This window comes from Labrenzia sp. THAF82, from assembly GCF_009363435.1.
In the GTDB taxonomy this organism is placed as follows: Bacteria; Pseudomonadota; Alphaproteobacteria; order Rhizobiales; family Stappiaceae; genus Roseibium; species Roseibium porphyridii.
In genome coordinates this window covers 5,348,519-5,367,464 of record NZ_CP045354.1, presented here as the reverse complement: position 1 = coordinate 5,367,464, position 18,946 = coordinate 5,348,519, and the positions used below count along the sequence as shown (strand labels likewise).

The 18,946-nt window shown below is 56.3% G+C and carries 15 protein-coding genes; 10 read left to right on the top strand and 5 right to left on the bottom strand.

Annotation, left to right across the window (positions count from 1 at the left end; translation table 11 throughout):
• Positions 1-146 precede the first annotated feature (146 nt).
• The 3 genes from FIV00_RS24575 to FIV00_RS24565 all read left to right on the top strand — a co-directional run bounded on the left by FIV00_RS24575 (position 147) and on the right by FIV00_RS24565 (position 2,144).
• The gene (locus FIV00_RS24575) at positions 147-995 is read left to right on the top strand and encodes a sulfite exporter TauE/SafE family protein (protein WP_209006700.1); all 849 of its coding nucleotides are present in this window, start codon (positions 147-149) and stop codon (positions 993-995) included.
• Between the two features lie 119 nt (positions 996-1,114).
• Positions 1,115-1,816: an AzlC family ABC transporter permease gene (locus FIV00_RS24570; protein WP_152503214.1), complete on the top strand. Its 702-nt coding sequence runs from the start codon at positions 1,115-1,117 to the stop codon at positions 1,814-1,816.
• The gene (locus FIV00_RS24565) at positions 1,809-2,144 is read left to right on the top strand and encodes an AzlD family protein (RefSeq protein WP_209006699.1); all 336 of its coding nucleotides are present in this window, start codon (positions 1,809-1,811) and stop codon (positions 2,142-2,144) included. The genes FIV00_RS24570 and FIV00_RS24565 overlap by 8 nt, the downstream gene beginning before the upstream one ends.
• Here FIV00_RS24565 and FIV00_RS24560 read toward each other — a convergent pair.
• Complete coding sequence (locus tag FIV00_RS24560; RefSeq protein ID WP_152503213.1) at positions 2,141-3,691, bottom strand: bifunctional aminoglycoside phosphotransferase/ATP-binding protein; 1,551 nt, start codon at positions 3,689-3,691, stop codon at positions 2,141-2,143. The two genes, FIV00_RS24565 and FIV00_RS24560, sit on opposite strands and share 4 nt — an antisense overlap.
• A 128-nt stretch (positions 3,692-3,819) precedes the next feature.
• Between FIV00_RS24560 and FIV00_RS24555 the strand changes: the two genes are divergently transcribed.
• Both FIV00_RS24555 and FIV00_RS24550 read left to right on the top strand, forming a co-directional pair.
• Complete coding sequence (locus FIV00_RS24555) at positions 3,820-4,200, top strand: hypothetical protein (RefSeq protein ID WP_152503212.1); 381 nt, start codon at positions 3,820-3,822, stop codon at positions 4,198-4,200.
• Between the two features lie 221 nt (positions 4,201-4,421).
• On the top strand, positions 4,422-6,089 hold the full coding sequence (locus FIV00_RS24550; RefSeq protein WP_152503211.1) for a thiamine pyrophosphate-binding protein: 1,668 nt from the start codon (positions 4,422-4,424) through the stop codon (positions 6,087-6,089).
• A 32-nt stretch (positions 6,090-6,121) separates the two neighbouring features.
• On the opposite strand, the gene FIV00_RS24545 is transcribed toward FIV00_RS24550, so the two are convergent.
• The 3 genes from FIV00_RS24545 to FIV00_RS24535 all read right to left on the bottom strand — a co-directional run bounded on the left by FIV00_RS24545 (position 6,122) and on the right by FIV00_RS24535 (position 11,442).
• Positions 6,122-7,651 (bottom strand): MFS transporter, encoded by a 1,530-nt coding sequence (locus tag FIV00_RS24545; protein ID WP_152503210.1) that lies wholly within the window; start codon positions 7,649-7,651, stop codon positions 6,122-6,124.
• Between the two features lie 98 nt (positions 7,652-7,749).
• Positions 7,750-10,473, bottom strand: coding sequence for a bifunctional acetate--CoA ligase family protein/GNAT family N-acetyltransferase (locus FIV00_RS24540; RefSeq protein ID WP_152503209.1), 2,724 nt, complete (start codon positions 10,471-10,473; stop codon positions 7,750-7,752).
• A 135-nt stretch (positions 10,474-10,608) separates the two neighbouring features.
• Complete coding sequence (locus FIV00_RS24535) at positions 10,609-11,442, bottom strand: universal stress protein (RefSeq protein ID WP_152503208.1); 834 nt, start codon at positions 11,440-11,442, stop codon at positions 10,609-10,611.
• 155 nt (positions 11,443-11,597) lie between these two features.
• On the opposite strand from FIV00_RS24535, the gene FIV00_RS24530 reads away from it, so the two are divergent.
• From FIV00_RS24530 to FIV00_RS24510, 5 genes are all read left to right on the top strand, one after another.
• The gene (locus tag FIV00_RS24530) at positions 11,598-13,385 is read left to right on the top strand and encodes an ATP-binding protein (RefSeq protein ID WP_152503207.1); all 1,788 of its coding nucleotides are present in this window, start codon (positions 11,598-11,600) and stop codon (positions 13,383-13,385) included.
• Complete coding sequence (locus FIV00_RS24525) at positions 13,382-14,779, top strand: sigma-54 dependent transcriptional regulator (protein WP_152503206.1); 1,398 nt, start codon at positions 13,382-13,384, stop codon at positions 14,777-14,779. The genes FIV00_RS24530 and FIV00_RS24525 overlap by 4 nt, the downstream gene beginning before the upstream one ends.
• 256 nt (positions 14,780-15,035) lie before the next feature.
• On the top strand, positions 15,036-16,052 hold the full coding sequence (locus FIV00_RS24520) for a C4-dicarboxylate TRAP transporter substrate-binding protein (protein WP_152503205.1): 1,017 nt from the start codon (positions 15,036-15,038) through the stop codon (positions 16,050-16,052).
• A gap of 85 nt (positions 16,053-16,137) precedes the next feature.
• Positions 16,138-16,779 (top strand): TRAP transporter small permease subunit, encoded by a 642-nt coding sequence (locus tag FIV00_RS24515; protein ID WP_152503204.1) that lies wholly within the window; start codon positions 16,138-16,140, stop codon positions 16,777-16,779.
• Positions 16,776-18,146 (top strand): TRAP transporter large permease, encoded by a 1,371-nt coding sequence (locus FIV00_RS24510; RefSeq protein WP_152503203.1) that lies wholly within the window; start codon positions 16,776-16,778, stop codon positions 18,144-18,146. The genes FIV00_RS24515 and FIV00_RS24510 overlap by 4 nt, the downstream gene beginning before the upstream one ends.
• Positions 18,147-18,235: 89 nt before the next feature.
• Here the strand turns inward: FIV00_RS24510 and FIV00_RS24505 are convergent, their stop codons facing one another.
• Positions 18,236-18,847 carry a DUF805 domain-containing protein gene (locus FIV00_RS24505; RefSeq protein WP_152503202.1) on the bottom strand — a complete coding sequence of 204 codons (612 nt, stop codon included), beginning with the start codon at positions 18,845-18,847 and terminating at the stop codon, positions 18,236-18,238.
• Between the last annotated feature and the right edge of the window lie 99 nt (positions 18,848-18,946).

Here is an 18,946-nt window from a genome sequence, read left to right as displayed (position 1 = left end):
CTTCGAACACTGTCCGCATTCGTGTTCGACTTCAAGGCCGAGCGTTGCTCATAAGCCGGATTGAAAGGTTATTTGGCTGGAAAAATCACTCAGCCTGGTCTAATCGCACATGTCACGCCCGGTGCGGGAACCCAGGCACCCGCGACATGAACAACAAGGACGCCGGTTTGGAAGATCTCAGCCTATTGTCACTTGGCCTGTTGGCTCTTGCACTCCTGGCCACAGGCGTGGTTGCCGGCATCATTGCCGGGCTCCTTGGGGTTGGCGGCGGGATCGTGATTGTTCCTGTTCTTTATTACATGTTCACGGCCCTCGAAATCGATCCTTCCGTGCTGATGCATGTTGCAGTCGGTACGTCTTTGGCAACCATCCTGGCAACCGGCACATCCTCGGCGCGCGCGCATTTCAAGCGTGGCAGTGTCGACATGGACCTCCTGAAACGGTGGTGGTGGGCCATTGCAATCGGTGTGTTCGCCGGAGCCTCGCTTGCGGGCAACATTTCCGGTGGAGCGCTGACACTCGTCTTTGGCATCGTCGCCCTGGCGGTATCAGCCAACATGATGTTTCGAAAGGACGGTTCCCATCTGGCCGACAAACTCCCCGGTTCGCCCCTCAAGGAGGTGCTCGGTTTCCTGATCGGTGGAATATCGGTCATGATGGGCATTGGCGGCGGCACGCTTGGAGTGCCGACCCTGACGCTGTTCAATTATCCGATCCGAAAAGCCGTAGGAACGGCAGCTGCAATTGGCCTGATCATCGCCGTGCCTGGAACATTGCTATCGATCTGGTTTGGATGGGGTGTTGAGGGACGTCCTCCGTTCTCCCTTGGCTATGTCAACCTGGTGGGCTTCCTGTTGATCATTCCGGCATCCACACTTGCCGCCCCGCTTGGTGCGAAAATCGCCCATGCGATCGATCCCTCCAAGCTGAAGCTGGTATTTGCGCTCTTTCTAGGGTTCACCGGACTTCGGATGATCTATGGAGTTCTGGTTTAAATCGGCGAGCAGATTTCGTGATGGTTGGATCAAAAGGATTCATTGGTCCTCAGTTCGATTATGGGCAATAGTCTCCCATCCTCGGGCGGCACGGTCCGCCTCTCAGTTCTTGGACAGCAATGCTGGAAAAAAATGTAACCCTCAGTCTCAAAGGCTGCATTCAGGGCGCTTTGCTCTGCATTCCGGTGTTCCCCGGCATTATCGCATTGAGCGCCGTTTTCGGCACGGTCGCGGCCCAAAAGGGACTGACCTTCCTGGAAACACTGATGATCAATTCGCTCGTCTTTGCGGGTGCCAGCCAGTTCGTTGCAATGGAGGTCTACAACGAGCCGCTGACCTGGGGATTGCTGATTGCAATGGTCGGCGTTACCGGGGCCGTCAACATGCGCATGCTGTTGATCGGGGCAAGCCTCAGGCCCTGGCTCGGGCAGGTGCCGGGTTATCAGACTTACCCCGCTCTGTTCTTCCTGACGGATCTGAACTGGCTGCTGGCCATTTCCGAATATGAGAAGGGAACGCGCGACTGGGGTGTTTATCTCGGGAGCGGCCTGACTGTCTGGGCTGTCTGGTCTCTCTCGGTAATTCCAGGCTATTTCGCCGGAAGCCTGATCACGGACCCCAAGGCATTCGGTCTCGACGTCATCCTGCCCGCCTTCTTTGCCGCGTTGCTTGTGCCGCTCTGGAAGGGAAAGCGCCAGACGGTCAGCTGGCTCATTGCAGGCGGTGTCGCCTGGCTGACATGGATTGCTGTTGGCGGTTACTGGAGCATCTTCACCGGGGCGGTCGCAGGCGCTATTGCGGGAGCTTACCTGGATGAGTGAGGCAATCGCAGCTAGTGGCATTCTGCCATCGGACTGGATGTTCGCTTTTGCCGTGATCGGGATGGTGGCAGTCACCTATTCCCTTCGCGCCGGCGGGTATTGGCTTATGGGCCGTTTGTCGATCACACCGCGAGTTCGGCGTGGTCTGGAAGCGCTTCCAGGCGCAATTATCGTGTCGACGATCCTTCCGATCGTGCTGAAGGGCGGGATCGCCGTCGGCCTCTGTCTTGTTGTGGCCATCGCCGCACAAGTGAAGCTCAAAAAGGAATATGCAGCTGTTTTCTGCGCAGCTTTGGTCGCAGCTGGTCTGAGAGCTGTTGGCGTCTAGGTTGTCCTGAGAATTGCCTCAGCGCGCTCCGCAGTCTCCTTAAGGCTGCCTCCGGCATCCACTTTCTTCCAATCCAATTGGCCCAGTTCATATCCCAGCTGGCTCTCGATCACATCTGTCGTCGCATCGGATGCATCATCCAGTCGCCTGGTGACACGTTCTTTCAAAGTCGCTTCCGGTGCAGTCAACCAAAGGCCCTGAAATTTCGCCTCCACGCGATCAGCAACGTCTTCAATACGTCGGCGCTCGCTTTCGGAGGCAAAGACCGCGTCAAATATGGCCGAATGACCGGCGGCCAGCACACACTGAATAGTGTCGTCCAAAACGTGATAGACCTTGTTAGAGGCGTCTCGTGTGTAGGCCTCCGGCGGGGCTTTCTCGGTTTCTGGAATGTTCAGGATTTTCTTTCGCATGACGTCTGTCCTAAGGACGCGTGCCCCAGGCGCGCGGCCAATGGCTGGCGCAAGAGCATAAGCCAAAGTGGTTTTGCCAGTGCCCGAGAGGCCACCCACAGCCACAAGGCGGATCATGGCCGGTGACAGAAACTCCAGCGAATAACGGAAATATTTCCTGGCTTGTTCCTGCTGGCCTTTCCGCAGGTTTGTATCCGACTGCGCAAGTGCGGCACTGGCTGCGATTTTCGAACGAATGGCCGCGCGCATCATCATGAAGAAGGGCAAGGCGGCGAGACCTTCGGGATGATCGTCCAATCGGCTCTTGTCGAGATATCTGTTGAAGACGCGATTGGCTGCAATGGGTTGCCCGCGCTCCCAGAGGTCCATCAGGAGAAATGCAAGGTCGTAAAGAATGTCGCCGGTTGCGATGGCGTCGGAGAACTCCACCGCATCGAACAGCACCGGCTTCTGATCGATCAGGACGATATTGCGCAAGTGCGCATCGCCGTGACACCGGCGGATGAGGCCCTGGTCACCGCGGTGAAGGATCAGGTCCCGCAGCGAGGAGAGGACCGTTCGAGAGGTCTCCGTCAGATGACGAACATCCTCTGCAGGAAACAGATCAGGATGCTCATGGAAGGCAGCATCATTCTGTTCGACATAGCTGGCAAGTTCCTCAAAAAAGCCGTCACCGTCACGAACCGGGGCTTCGTTATGTGCAGCAAGCATCATATCGGCAAGGTCTTCGCACAACGCGTCGCCGAACGGTGCCTTGTCCGCTTGCACGTCCAGCTCGTTCCGGCGTTCAAAACGGTTCATCTGAACCGCCCAGTCGATGGGAGGACCATCGCCGCCGAACGAAAGTGTGCCATCAGCGCATTCCGTGATGGCAAGCGCCTGCAAATAGACTTGTGGAGCATTTGGTTTGTTGAAAGTGATTTCAGCTTTGCAGGCCTCTTCTCTGAGGGCCAGTGTCGAATAGTCCAGGAACGGAAATTTGACGTCGCGCTTCACCTTGTAGGCTTTGCTGCCGACAAGAAAAATGACGTTAGCATGAGTATCGATCCGCTTCACATCCGGACGCTCCGGATCGTCAGACTTCAAACCCATGAGAAACTCAAAGACTTTGTCCTGGGTTTGCGAATGGACCATGTCGTCTCCTTTATCTCGCCTGCCGATAGACCTTGCCCCAGGTCTGTACTGCTGCGTTTGATCCTTCTCAATGTGAGGTGACAGCGATGTGTCACAAATAATCTGGATTGTCAGTAATGGAGGCTCTCATGAGCGAATATCCTGCTTTGAAGAAGATCAGGCTTAACCTGGCCAGGACCAAAGAGTTTCCGCAAGGTTCCGCACGCCATGGCTACGAGTTCACTGCACCTTTGGATGATACTGGACATATCGACGCTGCCTTGTGGAAGAAAGAGCGCGATCATTGCCGTGTGCGTCGATTCTGGGGCGACGAACAAGAGGATATCGGACACCTGATTCACCGGCCTGGCGGATCATGGGCTTTTCATTATGACATTGATGGAGACGACGATGATGAGGCGGGCTACCGTTTCGGGGCTCATGCATTCAATCCTGGCGAATATGTCTCCATCAAGGACGAAGACGGTGAGCTTCACACGTTCCAGGTGGTAACGGTTCTCTCGATCTGAGATCTGCGACATATTCGTTGGACAGAAGCGCCGGTTTGCCGGCGCTTTTTTTGGTGCGCGGCGGAGAGCCTGCATGGCGGCAATAAGGGGAGCTTCACGAAAAGGTCAATCCAATCAGGAATGATCTCATTGCCAATTAATCTGATTTCAGCGTCTAACGGCTCGATCTTTGTTACGCTATAGAATGAACAGAGATTGCTTTGAACTGGGAGCCGAAAGACATGAGCCAGATGACCGGTGGAGAACTTTTGGTCGGCGCGTTGGAGCGACACGGGGCCGACCGGGTGTTCTGCGTCCCCGGTGAGAGCTATCTGGCGGTTCTCGATGCTCTGTTCGACGCATCGATACCGGTCACCGTTTGCCGCCAGGAGGGCGGTGCGGCCATGATGGCAGACGCGCATGCGAAGCTGACGGGCAAGCCCGGAATATGCATGGTGACCCGGGGACCGGGCGCGACGAATGCCTCAGCGGGTGTACACATTGCCGCGCAGGATTCCACGCCGATGATTCTGTTCATCGGTCAGATCGAACGCGGTATGCGTGAGCGCGAAGCTTTCCAGGAGGTCGACTACAGGCAGATGTTTGGCGGTATTGCCAAATGGGTTGCCGAGATTGACCATGCTGACCGGGTGCCAGAATTCATCTCGCGTGCCTATCACGTTGCGACATCGGGCCGTCCGGGGCCAGTGGTGCTTGCGCTTCCTGAAGACATGCTGGTGGAAACCGCCGACGTCACTCAGCCAGCGGCCTGGACCCAGACCGAAACATACCCGGGTCTCACGCAGATGGCAGATCTTCAAAAACGTCTTTGGGCAGCCGAGCGGCCGATTGCCATTCTTGGCGGCAGTCGCTGGTCAGAAGACGCCGTCGCTGCCTTTACGCGCTTTGCAGAGCGCTTTGCTCTTCCGGTCGCCTGTTCCTTCCGCCGACAGATGTTGTTCGACAATCTTCACGACAATTACGCGGGGGACGTCGGGATCGGTATCAATCCGAAACTGTTGGCGCGCATCAAGGGCTCCGATCTCATACTGCTTGTCGGCGGCCGGCTTTCCGAAATGCCGAGCCAATCCTATTCGTTGCTTGATATCCCGTCTCCGGCGCAACAGCTGGTCCACATACATCCCGATGCCGAAGAGCTAGGGCGAGTTTACGTTCCTTCGCTTGCAATCCACGCAAGCCCAACCGCCTTTGCCAAGGCGCTGGAGGCAGTGCAGCCTCCCAATGAGTTGAGAAATTCCGGCCAGAGCGAAACCGCGCATCAGGACTATCTCGATTGGTCAGGGGCACGACCGAAAACGCCGGGTGAACTTCAGATGGCCGGGGTCATGGACTGGTTGGAAGCAAATCTTGCTGAAGACACCATTTGCACCAACGGTGCCGGCAACTATGCAACCTGGCTACACCGCTTCCACCGTTTTCGTCGGTTTGGAACACAGGCTGCTCCAACTTCCGGTTCCATGGGATACGGCCTTCCGGCGGCGGTTGCCTCGAAGCTTGCCTATCCTGAGCGGGAAGTGGTCTGTTTTGCGGGCGACGGATGTCTGCAGATGACCATGCAGGAGTTTGGCACGGCCTGTCAGGAGAGCGCCAACATCATTGTGCTCGTCATCGATAACGGCATGTATGGCACTATTCGCATGCACCAGGAACGCACCTATCCTGGCCGCCCTTCGGCGACAAACCTGGTCAATCCGGATTTTGCTGTCTTGGCCAGAAGCTACGGCGCTTTTGGTGAGACGGTAAAAACCACGGCAGAATTCGGTCCGGCCTTTGAGCGCGCACGAGCCTCTGGCAAACCGGCAATCTTGCACCTCAAACTGGATCCGGAAGCGATCACTCCTGCAGCCAGCCTCAGCCAGATTCGAACAGCTGCCTTGGACAAACACTAGTCAGCGCAAGCCTTTAAAGGCCGCGCAGTGCGTCAGGTCTGCTCCGGTTCGGTCTTCAGCTTTTTTTCATCCACGCTGAGTGAAACGACTACACCAACCGCGGCGACCACGAGGCCGAACCAGAAGGCTGTGTGCAGCCCTTCGGCAAAACTGTCGCGAACAGCGGCAGTGACGGTCACTGCATCTTTACTGTTTAATTTATCGATGATCGCAGCGACCGCTGGATCCTTCAGCGTTCCTGCCGCCAGCGTGTGTATGTCCTGAGATCCAAGCTTTATCGTTGCGGCAGCCAGGGCATTTTCAACCACTCTGGTTGCGGAGAGGAACATCATCGACGTTGCAAATGCGATACCGATAGCGCCCAACCCCAAATGGAACATGAAGGACAGTCCGCCGGCCAGGCCAGCTCCCTTTGCCCCAACCGCATTGACGGCTGCCGTTCCAGCTGGACCGAAGACCAGTCCGCCCCCCAATCCGACCAGGACCATGATTGGGACCAGGGCCAGGTAGCCCCAGGCGGTTTGCAGGAAGAGCATTCCGACGCAGCCTGCCATCAGGAAGGCGTGGCCGAGCGACATCAGTTTCCGGGGTCCAACGGAATTGTAGTAGTTCCCGACGGCAAGGTTCATTGACGCGACGACGACAGCCAGGGGCAACATGCCCATCGCGCTCCAGAAGATTGACCAGCCGAGAACCTTTTGCATGTATTGAGGCAGATAAAGCAGGCAAAGAAAAAGGACGATGGCAGGCAGGCCGTTCAAGGCAAGTGTGCGGACAAATTGGTGATTGCGCATCATGGACACCGGGATCATCGGATCCCGCACAGCCTTCTCGATCAAGGGAAACAGAACGAATAGGGCACAGGCGATTGCAAACAGCGAAAGCGTGACCCAGTCGGTCCAACCGTTATCTGCACCAACGTCCAACCCGAAAAGCAGACAGAAAACGCCGCCCGCAAGGACAGCCATTCCTGCAAGGTCCACCGCCTCGTCGGTATTGTGTTCCTTTTCCCTTTCAATGAAACGCGCAATCAAGACCATGGCGATCAGCGCAAAAACCAAATTGAAAACGAAGAAACCGCGCCAATCGCCAAATTCGGCCAACGTGCCTGCGATGAAGGGCGCTGGAACGTTGCCGCCGGCAACCGTGCCCATCAGGATTCCCATCGCCTGAGCCCGTTCGTCTTCTTCGACTGACGTTGCCGCTAGCGCAAGAATGCAGGGCCAGACGAGCGCCGACCCTATTCCTTGTAGGGCTCTGGCGACGATTAGGGCCGTCACGTTGGGTGCCAGGATGCAGGCAAGCGAAGCAAACAGGAAAATGGCGAGTCCGATAAGCACAAATCTGCGATGACCGAGCATGTCACCCAGCCTGCCGCCTGCCACCAAACCCATTGAAAGCGTGAGTGCGTAGGCGTTGAGCACCCATTGAGTGGTGGTGATGTCGACCGAGTATTCCTGCTCGATTGGCGTCACAAGCAGCATAGCACCGGTAAAGTCGGTCCCGATCAGGAAAGAGGGGATAGAAACAGCTGCAAGAATTCGTTTCGCTTTTCCATTCATTTGCCTTCCCCCAACGCGATTGACATCACGTTAGGTTAAAAGCGGAAAAAGCGAAATGCTGAAAAACGCCAAAGGCGTATGCGCTCTGAAAGATGGATCTAGTCTGGAACGTCGGCCACCGGCAGCGTCACCAGGGCTATGCCTGGATCGTCCGGTGACGTTCCAACGGTGAAACCGAGGGCATGGCACATGGAGATCATCGAGGTGTTTTCCTTCAGAACCTCACCCTTGATAGTGGTGATACCGTCGACCTTGGCATAGCGGATGATCAGCTGCATCAGGGCCCATCCAAGACCGACACCCTTAAGGTCGGATCGCACCATGACGGCGTATTCTCCGGTTTGATGGTCCGGGTCGGCATGAAGGCGCACGACGCCGAGCAAACGGCCATCTTCCGGGTCTATCGCGGCAAAAGCGATCGCGCGGGCATAGTCAAGCTGTGTCAGTCTTGCCAGAAACCTGTGAGAGAAATCGCGCACCGGTGCAAAGAACCGCAGCCTCAGATCCTCAGGGGTAATGGCCTCGAAAAACGACTTGAACAAGTCTTCATCTTCTGGCCTGACAGGTCGTATGAAGACGTCCTGACCGTCCTTCAAGGAGATCGTCTGTTCCCATTCCTTTGGATAAGGGGTGATCGCCAGACGAGATTTACCGGTCCGGCCAGGGCGATTTTCGGGGTGACAAAGGGTCATGCGCGCGTCCAGGGCGATGAGGCCGGACGGCAATGCGACAATCGGATTGATATCCAGTTCCTGAATTTCCGGAATGTCGATTGTAATTTGCGAGAGTTTTACTAGTGCTTCGGCCAGAGCGGGGGTGTCGAGAGGAGGACGGGCAGGGCCGCCTTCGAGCAATCTTGCAATCCGTGTGCGTTTGATTTGAGCCTGAGCAAGGTGAAGATCGAGCGGTGGCAACTCCAGCGCAATGTCGACGCTTTCCTCTATCGAGGTTCCCCCATGCCCGAACACCAGGACAGGGCCGAATTCATGTGTTTCGGCAAGCCCCATATAAAGTTCGAGCCCGTGCCTGTCTTCCAGCATCGGATGAACGGAAACACCTGCAATTCTCGCGTCCGGGAAAGCGTTCCGCGTGTTGTTGATCAGTTCTTCAGCCGCTTGTCTTACCGCTTTCGGGCTTTCCAGTCCGAGCCTGACACCATCAATGTTGGATTTGAACGGCAGATCAGGCGAAATCAGTTTGGCCACGCAGTGTTTTGCTGTTTCGAAAAATGACCTGGAGAGTTCCCCGGCTTCGTCCGCGGTAGCCGCCATTTCCGTGGCCATGATTGGAAGGTCATAGCACTCGAGCACCTGACAGACTTCTTTTGGTGTAAGCCAGGTGCGATCTGTTTTCAGGGCAGCTTCAACAATACCACGGGCTTTTCTGGTATCCGGGGTGAAGCTACTGGGCAGGCTTGGGGGAGCTGCCATCAGAAATTCCCGGGCCTGTGCGTCATGTGCCAGATGCATCAGACTGCGGGCGGCTTCGGCCGGGCTGGCATAATTCGGGATTTTTGCATCGGAAAGATGCGCTCGCAGTGCACCGTCACCGCCGATCAGACCTGCCACCAAAGCCTTGCGTCGACCGGTTCGTTTTCGGTCCAGGGTTGCGGCATCGGTTATGGCCTTGGCAATTTCCGGCAGCGACTGGAATGCACTTGCGGATTGCAGCACAAGCGCACCGTCGACCTGGGTGTCTTTCAGCACGGTGGTAATCGCGCGCGTGATGTCGTCTGGCGTCATGTTCTCGCGCAGCACCAGAGTTCCATTCGCCGCCGGGGTCTTATCAAGGTCGTCATACGTGCGGCTGAGGACTTCGAGACTTTCCCGGGTCTCCGTTCCGAGCTCAGCAAATCTAGCGCCAAGATCCATCAACCTGTCGACGGCCAGACTGGCGAGGCTGCGTCCATTTGCAAGAACAGCCAGTCGGTCACAACGCGGCACCCGAATTTGTGAAAGTGTCTCCAGGGCCTCGAACATTTCATCGAGATCATGCACGCGCAACAGGCCGGTTCTGCGAAACGCCGTCTCATAGACAAGGTCTGTTCGGGCAAGACGTCCGGCATGGGTGCGACCGGTTCCGCCGGTGTCATGGCTCTTGCCCGATCTGAGCACGATCACCGGTTTGCTGCGGGCAGCCGCCCGTGCGGCAGATATGAATTTCCGTGGAACCGCTATGCCTTCCAGGTGCAACACGATCGACCGCGTTCGATAGTCCTGTGCAAAATAGTCGATCAGGTCGCCGACATCGACGTCGACACGCTGGCCAAGCGAGACAATGGATGAAAAGCCGGTGTTGTGATTTTTGGCCCAGGAAAGCGTTGCATTCAGCACAGCCCCGGAGCGGGAGAAAAATGCGACATCACCCTTGTTGGGCGTTTCAGCGCTCAAAAGCGCATTCAGTTTGCTCGCCGGAACGGCAATGCCCAGGCTTCCAGGGCCGATAATGCGCAAATTGGTTTTTCTGGCGGCTTCCCTGCATTCCTGAATGAGCGCTTCGGGCCAGCTTTCGTAGCCTGGCGAAGGTATAAGGACCGCTCGAGTGCCGCCGTCGGCGAGCTTCGCAATCGTCTCGGGCAAGGATTCGGCCTTTGCGAGATAGATCACCAGATCCGGCATGCGCTCCAGGTCGTCAAGCAGTGCAACGCGCTGGCCTCCGAAGGCAACGTCTTGCTCGATACCAACCAGCGTGACCCTGTGCGCGGCCTCGATATCATGCAGACATGCGATCAGCTTTTCGGTAAGCACGCCTGGATGCCGACAAGGCCCGAGAACGGCGATTGATGTCGGAGCGAAAAAGCCTTCAAGATTTCGAATGGTCACCTGCGCGGTCCCTTCATCGACCGTAAGACGATGCAATGCGCAACAATCAACAGACTTCGATTAAACACTTAAGACAAAAATACCCGCGGGCCAGTTCTTATAGGCTCCGCGGGTATCTTGCATCATTTGTGGCTCCTAGTGTGCCATCAGGACCGGTACCGTCATGGATTCCAGAATTTCCCTGGTGGCGCCGCCAAACAGGAATTCGCGCATCCGGCTGTGTCCATACCCGCCCATGACGACAAGGTCGTTGCCGCTTTCCGAGACATGATTGAGCACCGTGTCCGCAATGCCGGTTTGAGGATTTGTAATCACCTTGATGGTGACCTTCATGTTATGGCGCGCCAGATAATTGGCAACATCAGCACCCGGTTGTCCGTTCGCCGCGGTAGATGATTTCTCGATGACCAGGAGCGTGATTTCATCGGCTTTTTCCAGGACAGGAAGGGCTGAATGGATGGCTCTGGTTGCAGTGGAACTGCCGTCCCACCCGACAAGCACGTTTTTCGGCTGAAAGCTGGTGCTGCCGATATAGGGCACGAGCAGAACCGGCACGCCGCTCTCAAAAAGCACGGTTTCGATAAGGAGCTCGCGCATCGGTTCAGGTCTGTCTGGATTGGCCTGTCCGATCACCACCATGTCGGTTGGTCGGCAATGCACAAGGACATTTTCCAGAGGTCCGCCGGTCAGAATTTCCGAAACCCGGCTTTCGTTGTTGACGCCGGCAAGACGGGCCAGCTCGTCAAATTCTTTCTTGGCCTCGTTGGCCGCGGCAATGGCTTGATCGTGCGCGGCCTGAAGATAGTCGACCGGCATTGGGGCTGCAGCGAAGGCTGGCACGACCGGCTCGAAGGAAACCGCAAGTCCGGTGACATGGGCATCGTGATTTCGGCCAAATTCGAGGGCGTATTTGGCAGCAGGCTGATCACCTGCCAGATCCAGTATCGTCAATATGTCTTTGATAGGCATCTTATCCCTCCTAAGGGCACGGTTCCGCTGGTCGAACCTGTCTGACTGATGTTGTAAAGGACAGCCTGAACGTGCGTCCTTGACGCGTATCAAACTTTTACGTCAGCTGAAACGCCCTGTTGGCGCAGACCGAAAAAATCCGTAAAAATAGGTGCATGTCAAAACGCTGGTTCTATCTGGCCCTGCCGCCGCTTCTGCTCGTTGCGATCGCATTCGTTCTGGTTCAACTGGTTCAGGAACTGGATGAAGCGAGTGTGGACCGTAAGGCTGCCGAGCGATTGACGCTCTATCGACAGACCATATTGGGCGAGTACCAGAAATACCGGTATCTTCCTTATATGATTGCACGCGATCCGCGTGCGACATCGGCACTTGGTCTCGGTCAGCCCGTGAACAGTGCCAACCGCTTTCTTCAGGAAATGGCTGAAAATTCCGGCGCAGAACTTCTCTACGTGATGAATAGCGACGGAACCACCCTTGCAGCCAGCAACTGGCAAGAGCCCCTGTCCCTTGTAGGTCGGAACTATGGGTTCCGGCCATATTTCAAATCGGCGATCCAGGGTGAAGAGGGACGGTTTTTCGCGATCGGAGCAACATCGGACGAGCCAGGCCTCTTTCTGGCACGACCAACACCGGTGGCCGGCTCTCCAATTGGAGTGGCTGTGGTCAAGGTGGACATGGGGCCGCTGGAAGATGCGTGGGCGGAAGGTGGTGAAACGGTTTTCGCGTCAGACGCCAATGGTGTGATTTTCCTGTCCAGTCACGCGGATTGGCGTTACCGCACGATCGAACCGCTGACCAAGGACGTGCGCGAAACAATTGACCTGACACGTCAATATGCAAGCAGAAGCCTGGAACCTGTCAGTGATCAGGCTGTGAGGGCACGTGAGCTTGTCACGATTGACGGCAAGGCCTTCCGGCACAATGCAGCCGATGTGGGTCTACTTGGCTGGACACTTCATTTTCTGGTGCCTGTTGAAGAAACCCGCAAAAGCATCCTTCCGATCTGGGCATCGGCCATCACCCTATGCCTGGTCTACGCGGTCATTGTCCTTGTGCTCAGAGGGCGAAGGTTGCGCAAGACGTCTGTCTTGTTGCGTCAGGAATCCGCGGACCTGAAAGAACTCAACACACGGCTTGTCGGCGAAATACAGGAACGAAGACGCATTGAGCGAGAGCTGCTTGAGGCACAAAGAGGGCTTGCCCGTTCAAACAGGCTTGCTGCTGTCGGCGAAATGTCGGCAGCCGTTGTGCACGAACTGAGCCAGCCGCTTGCAGCGCTGCGCATGTTCGTCGCCGGAACGCGAAAGTTTCTGGAAAAGGGGGACACGCAGACAGCTGCCGAGAACCTGGTGGAGATCGATTCTCTGCAACTGCGAATGGCCAATCTGACACAGGAGCTGAAGCGGTTTTCGCGTCCCGGAGAAAGCCGGATCGAGCGGATCGATCTGAGAGAAAGCATAAGAACTGCGGAAAAAATCGCGCGCCCGCGTTTTGAGGAGACTGGGGTATCGCTTGTTTTGGATCTTCCCGAAACACCGCTGGAAGTGGAAACAGCGCCGCTGCGTATAGAACAGATCCTTGTCAATCTTCTGCGGAACGGAGCCGATGCAACAGCGTCCGAACTGGCCGGCCGGGTTGAGCTGAAAGCCGCACTCGCCGACGGAGATGTTCGACTTCAGATCGCCGACAATGGACCGGGCGTTCCGGAAGATCTGAGAGAGCGCATATTCGATCCGTTCTTCTCCACCAAAACGAGTTCCGGTGGCATGGGGCTGGGACTTGCGATCTCCATGCGGTTGGCTGAGGATCTTGGCGGCAGCTTGTCAGTCCGGGCGAACACCCCTAAAGGGGCTGTCTTCGAACTTGAGCTGCCGGCGTTCTCGGCAGTCTCAGATAGCAGCAGAGCAAAAGCCGAGCCGGAATCTGAAGCCGCTGAATGACAGACAAAACCGACAATACGCCCGTCCTGGTGGTTGATGACGATCCGTCAATGCGCGCAGCCCTTCGTCAATGGATACGCCTCGCAGGATTTGACACCACGGAAGTGGCAACAGCAGACCAGGCTATGGCGAAACTGTCGCCAGAGTTCGGGGGCTGTGTTGTTTCCGATGTCATGCTGGAAGGCGAAGACGGTGTTTCTCTTCTCAGGCGCATTGGCGAGCAGGACGCAGAACTGCCTGTGGTGCTGATCACCGGACATGGCGACGTTCCCATGGCCGTGGAGGCGATGCGTGCGGGTGCGTATGACTTCGTCGAAAAACCCTTCGATCCCGATCATATCGCCGAAGTTGTCCGCAGGGCCTGTGACAAACGATCTCTGGTATTGGAAAACCGGCAGCTGAAAGCGCAACTTGCCGAAAGTGTCGGCTTGCAAAGTCGCCTGATCGGCAACAGCCCCGTGATACAGACACTGCGTCAGCAGATCCTTCATTTCGCGCGCACGGATGCGGCTGTCTTGATCACGGGAGAGACAGGAACGGGCAAAGAAGTCATTGCCCAGGCGCTGCATGATTTCAGTCCGCGCAAGGACGGGCCTTTTATGGCAATCAATGCCGCGGCGCTGCCGGAGGCCATGGTTGAGGCTGAGCTTTTCGGCCACGAGGCCGGCGCCTTCACCGGGGCCGACAAGCGACGGATTGGCCGAATAGAATCCGCAGGTGGCGGAGTTCTGTTTCTCGACGAGATTGTTTCCATGCCGCTTGCATTGCAGCCCAAGCTGCTTCGCGTTTTGCAGGAAAAACAGGTGGACCGGATCGGCGGTACGCGTCCGGTGGAGGTCGATATACGACTGATCAGTGCCGCAAATCTGGACCCGAAAGAGGCCGTCGCCGAAGGCCGTCTCCGCGAGGATCTGCTGTTTCGTCTGAACACCATTGAACTGAAAGTGCCGCCACTGCGTGAACGTGGACGCGACAGCCTGCTGCTTTTTGACACCTTCCTGAACCGTTTCGCCCTTCAATACGGCCTTGATGTTCCGCTCACCTCTGCCCGTGACGAAGCTTTTTTGCAGACCTATTCCTGGCCCGGCAACGTGCGTGAGTTGCGCAATGCCGCAGAACGCTTCGTTCTAAATGCCGGGGTTGGTCCGCAGCCCCTGGAAGCGCTGGTAACAGGCCACCGCGAGGGAACCGTTCCTTCAGAGGAAGGTGGTCTGAAGGAACTGATGGACACCTATGAGCGCAGCCTGATTGAAAGTGCCCTGCGCCGCCACGGCGGTCGGATTGCCGATGTCATGCAGGAACTCAACCTGCCGCGTCGAACATTGAACGAAAAGATGACGCGTCACGGGCTCACAAGGGATCAGGCGGGACCTGTCGAACCTGTCGTCAATTGATGATCGGCGGAAATCCGCCGATGCACGAGCACTCTCGGCAAGATCTTGCCTAGGTGCGTTGCAGCAAGCGGCACAGCGTGCCACTAAAATCGCAAAAAACCTTGAATGAGCTGTTGTCAATCCAAGCTGGCACGGGTCATGCTTTACGACAAGCGACTTGGCACGGGTCTGTACCGCGAATTGGGTTCAGGCTGAGCAGCCAAGGAGTGAGCAGGGCCGCAAACGAACACGCGGCTCATTGATCTGGGAGGATTGCATGCTCTTTTCACTCAAGTCCGCAACTGCTGTGTCCGCAGTTGCGCTCTCTGTAATGTTCGCGACAGAAACTTTCGCCGCCGACGTCACCTGGAATGTCTCGCTGTGGGGCAAGCGCCGCGCGTTTACCGAGCACGTTGAGAAGCTGGCGCAGGAAGTTGCTGCCAAGACCGACGGCAAGTTTGAAATCGTTCTGCACTATGGTGGCGCGCTTTCCAAGTCTCGTGAAAATCTTGACGGTATCTCATTCGGTGCATTCGAGATGGCGCAGTTCTGTGCGTCCTATCATGCCGACAAAAACCCGACCCTGACGGTTCTTGAGCTGCCTTTCCTGGGTGTTTCCGACCTGGAAACGGAAGTGAAGGTGTCCAAGGCGCTCTATGATCATCCGGCCGTCCAAAAGGACCTCGGCCGCTGGAACGCCAAACTGCTGATGCCTTCCCCGATGCCGCAATATAACTTTGCCGGCAAGGGCGACGTCCCGGGCTCGATTTCTGACTTTGACGGCATGCGTGTTCGCGCACTCGGCGGTCTTGGTAAGCTGATGGAAGCTGTTGGCGCAGTCCCGACATCTGTCACAGCCTCTGAAACCTATCAGGCAATCGATTCAGGCACAGTGCAGGCAGCCGGCTTTGCTCCGCATGCGCATCTGTCCTTCAAGGTGGTTGAAGTTGCCGACTGGTGGACCAAGAACCTCAACCCCGGCACTGTTCATTGCCCGATCGTTGTCAACGTGGACGCTTACAACGCGCTTCCCGATGACTTCAAGGCAGCGCTCGATGCTTCAGTCGACCCGGCGCTTGCCCACTACCTCGACACCTATGCCAAGGTTTACGACAAGTGGTGGCCGGAACTGGAAAACCGGGGAGTCACTCAGGTTGAGTTCACCGACGAAGAACTGGCAGCCTTTTCTTCCAAGGCCGGCCCGATCCATGAAGCATGGGTTGCAGAGCAATCTGCGAACGGTCTTCCGGCGCAGGAACTGCTCGACATGGTCAAGAAGACCATTGCTGAATAAGCCGGCACGTTCGGTTTGACCCTTCTGCTTTCTGGCGCCGGGCACTTGTCCTGGCGCCAGAAAGCCCTGCTCGGGGCTGAAACTCATGATGACAATTGATCCCGGTGGACGTTCCGACCAGGAACGGCCGGTTACCTATATCCGTTTCGATGGCTGGCTTGCTCGCGTGGAAAACGCCTTCAACATGTTTGCCGCCTTTTCGATCCTGGCCTTGATGCTGTTGGCTGTCGCTCAAGTCGTCGGGAGAGTGTTCAACACACCGGTGCCCGGCTTTATCGACATCACAGAACAGGCGATGGCCATTTTCGCATTTGCCGGTGTTGCCTACTGCCAGCGCGTTGGCGGTCATATCCGAATGGAAATCGTGCTTGGCAATCTGAGTGGCCGCACGCTTTACATCTGTGAATTGATCGGTGTCATTCTGATCGCATTCACCGTTGCGCTCCTGATCTGGGGGAGCTGGTATCACTTCGAACGTGCCTGGAACATCGGCGACAGTACGATGGATATCCGTCTGCCGACCTGGCCCTCCAAACTGGTGATACCGGTCGCTCTCAGCTTGCTGTTCCTGCGCCTTTTGATGCAGATCTACGGTTATGCCCGTCTGATCGCCGATCCACGCCGGACGCCAATTGCCGTTCCGGTCATCGAAGGAGTTGAAGAGCACGCCAAACACGAAATTGAAGAAGCTTTTGGTGAAGACACAAAAGAGGGAGGCTCCAAATGACGCCGTTTGACGTTGGCCTCCTTATGACCGGAGTGCTTCTGGTTCTCGTCATCCTCGGGGTGCGGGTCGCATTCGCGGCAGCCTTTACCGGGCTGGTCGGTTTGATCATCCACTTTTCCATGAAGATGGGTTTTGAACGCGGGTTTTTTGTCGCTCTGCAAATGGCCGGGACCATTCCGCATTCCAAGTCGGTAACTTACGCGCTGTCTGTTTTGCCGACCTTCATTCTCATCGGGTTTCTGGCCTTTTACGCAGGTTTCACCAAACAGCTCTTTGAAGCGGCCAAACGCTGGCTCGGATGGCTGCCAGGGGGCATGGCGGTTGGTACCGTGTTTTCAACTGCGGGATTTGCAGCCGTCTCGGGGGCTTCTGTTGCAACAGCTGCCGTCTTTGCACGCGTTGCCATTCCTGAGATGCTCAATGCGGGTTACTCCAAACGCCTTTCGGCTGCAGTGGTGGCCGCCGGTGGTACGCTTGCATCCTTGATCCCGCCATCAGCGATCCTGGTGATTTACGCGATTCTGGTGGAACAGTCCGTCGGCAAATTGCTGATCGCGGGCTTCCTGCCTGGCGTCTTTTCCGCGCTGATCTATGTCGGCATTATTGTGGCGGTATCCGCTTGGCGCGGCGATGCGCCTCCGGTTAAGGGCTATACCTGGATGGAGCGTATTGAGAGCGTTCCCGGCACGCTTCCGATCATCGCCGTTGTGGCAATCATCTTCTGCTCCTTCTTCTTCGGTTGGGCAACGCCGACGGAAGCAGGTGCTCTCGGTGCATTTGTCGTGTTGATGGTTGCATTTGCCAAGGGCATGAAGACCAAACAGCTTGGGCAAGCCCTCCACGAAACGGCAAAACTCACGGTCATGATCTTCACGCTGATCTGGGGTGTGCTGGTCTATGTGCGTTTTCTCGGCTTTGCCGGTCTGCCGGAAGCTTTCAAAGACTTCATTGTGGCGTTGGAGTTTTCGCCCTGGATCGTGATGATCTGCATACTGCTTGCCTATGCCGTGCTCGGCATGTTCATGGATGCAATCGGCATGCTGATCCTCACACTTCCAGTCGTCTACCCGGCCGTCATGGCTTTGAACGGCGGCGAGAGTGTCTCCGCAGCTGACAGCGCCTTTGGCATGTCGGGTGAAGCTTGTGCGATCTGGTTCGGAATTCTGGTGGTGAAGATGGCGGAGCTCTGTTTGATCACACCGCCAATTGGATTGAACTGCTTTGTCGTCTCAGGCGTCCGGCCGGACATTCCGGTTCAGGAAGTCTTCCGCGGCTGCATTCCGTTCTTCGTTGCTGACGTTCTGACCATCGCAGGTCTTCTCGCATTCCCGTCGATCATCACGATCCTGCCCACGCTGATGGGTTAGCGGCAACTGGACAGAAAAAGAAAGACGCCGCCGGAAAATCCGGCGGCGTTTTTGTGACAGTGCGAAGTGCGCACAGACGACAATTGCTCCTAGTCAAAAACGCGCGGCCGCGAATTGTGAGTGTCGAAGCGGTTGTTGCCAGGCGTGCCTGGAATGAACCCATTCACCACAAAAATATAGAGCCCATAGAAGATGTTTACGACGGGTACGAGCAGGAGCAGCAACCAGAAACCGGATACGTCTCTGTCATGATTTCGTCTGACCAGTATTGACCAGTAACTCACCGCCGTCACCAGGAGTAGCGAGCCACAGATCATGCCGGTATTGGAACCGTAGAGCGCAACGATGACGCTCCAATCGCGTGCGCTTTCGCTCATTTGATCGGCGCGCGACATCAGATCCATGAATGCAGGATAGGCGCTCCAGACCAGCGTTGAAATCAGCACCATGTCGATGAAAAAACGAATGAAGCCTATGGTCCAGTATTCCATGCGACCAAGACGGCCCTTGAAGCTGAAGAAGATGGAAAGGCCATGTGTCAACGCCTTGCCAACAGAGAAACTGTCGTTGTCTTCAAAGGCTGCGGGACCTTCAGGTGCGCTCTGGTAAGCATTCGCTGTCACGGCAGCAGGCTGCGGAGATGCCCACGATTGCCCGGTATTCGGCACAAGGCCTCGTCTTCCGAATTGCTTGCGTTGCATTGAAAAGGCAGCCCCTGTTGTCACTCTTTCAAATTGAACAGGGGGCTACGTTACGACAGTCAGTTTAATATTGACGTAAAAGATGTAGTTAAGTTTTTA

Excerpts from the sequence above, each read along its gene's own strand:
- FIV00_RS24575 (WP_209006700.1), top strand. The coding sequence starts at position 147 with ATGAACAACAAGGACGCCGGTTTGGAAGATCTCAGCCTATTGTCACTT.
- FIV00_RS24570 (WP_152503214.1), top strand. The coding sequence starts at position 1,115 with ATGCTGGAAAAAAATGTAACCCTCAGTCTCAAAGGCTGCATTCAGGGC.
- FIV00_RS24565 (WP_209006699.1), top strand. The coding sequence starts at position 1,809 with ATGAGTGAGGCAATCGCAGCTAGTGGCATTCTGCCATCGGACTGGATG.
- FIV00_RS24560 (WP_152503213.1), bottom strand. The coding sequence starts at position 3,691 with ATGGTCCATTCGCAAACCCAGGACAAAGTCTTTGAGTTTCTCATGGGT.
- FIV00_RS24555 (WP_152503212.1), top strand. The coding sequence starts at position 3,820 with ATGAGCGAATATCCTGCTTTGAAGAAGATCAGGCTTAACCTGGCCAGG.
- FIV00_RS24550 (WP_152503211.1), top strand. The coding sequence starts at position 4,422 with ATGAGCCAGATGACCGGTGGAGAACTTTTGGTCGGCGCGTTGGAGCGA.
- FIV00_RS24545 (WP_152503210.1), bottom strand. The coding sequence starts at position 7,651 with ATGAATGGAAAAGCGAAACGAATTCTTGCAGCTGTTTCTATCCCCTCT.
- FIV00_RS24535 (WP_152503208.1), bottom strand. The coding sequence starts at position 11,442 with ATGCCTATCAAAGACATATTGACGATACTGGATCTGGCAGGTGATCAG.
- FIV00_RS24530 (WP_152503207.1), top strand. The coding sequence starts at position 11,598 with ATGTCAAAACGCTGGTTCTATCTGGCCCTGCCGCCGCTTCTGCTCGTT.
- FIV00_RS24525 (WP_152503206.1), top strand. The coding sequence starts at position 13,382 with ATGACAGACAAAACCGACAATACGCCCGTCCTGGTGGTTGATGACGAT.
- FIV00_RS24520 (WP_152503205.1), top strand. The coding sequence starts at position 15,036 with ATGCTCTTTTCACTCAAGTCCGCAACTGCTGTGTCCGCAGTTGCGCTC.
- FIV00_RS24515 (WP_152503204.1), top strand. The coding sequence starts at position 16,138 with ATGATGACAATTGATCCCGGTGGACGTTCCGACCAGGAACGGCCGGTT.
- FIV00_RS24510 (WP_152503203.1), top strand. The coding sequence starts at position 16,776 with ATGACGCCGTTTGACGTTGGCCTCCTTATGACCGGAGTGCTTCTGGTT.
- FIV00_RS24505 (WP_152503202.1), bottom strand. The coding sequence starts at position 18,847 with ATGCAACGCAAGCAATTCGGAAGACGAGGCCTTGTGCCGAATACCGGG.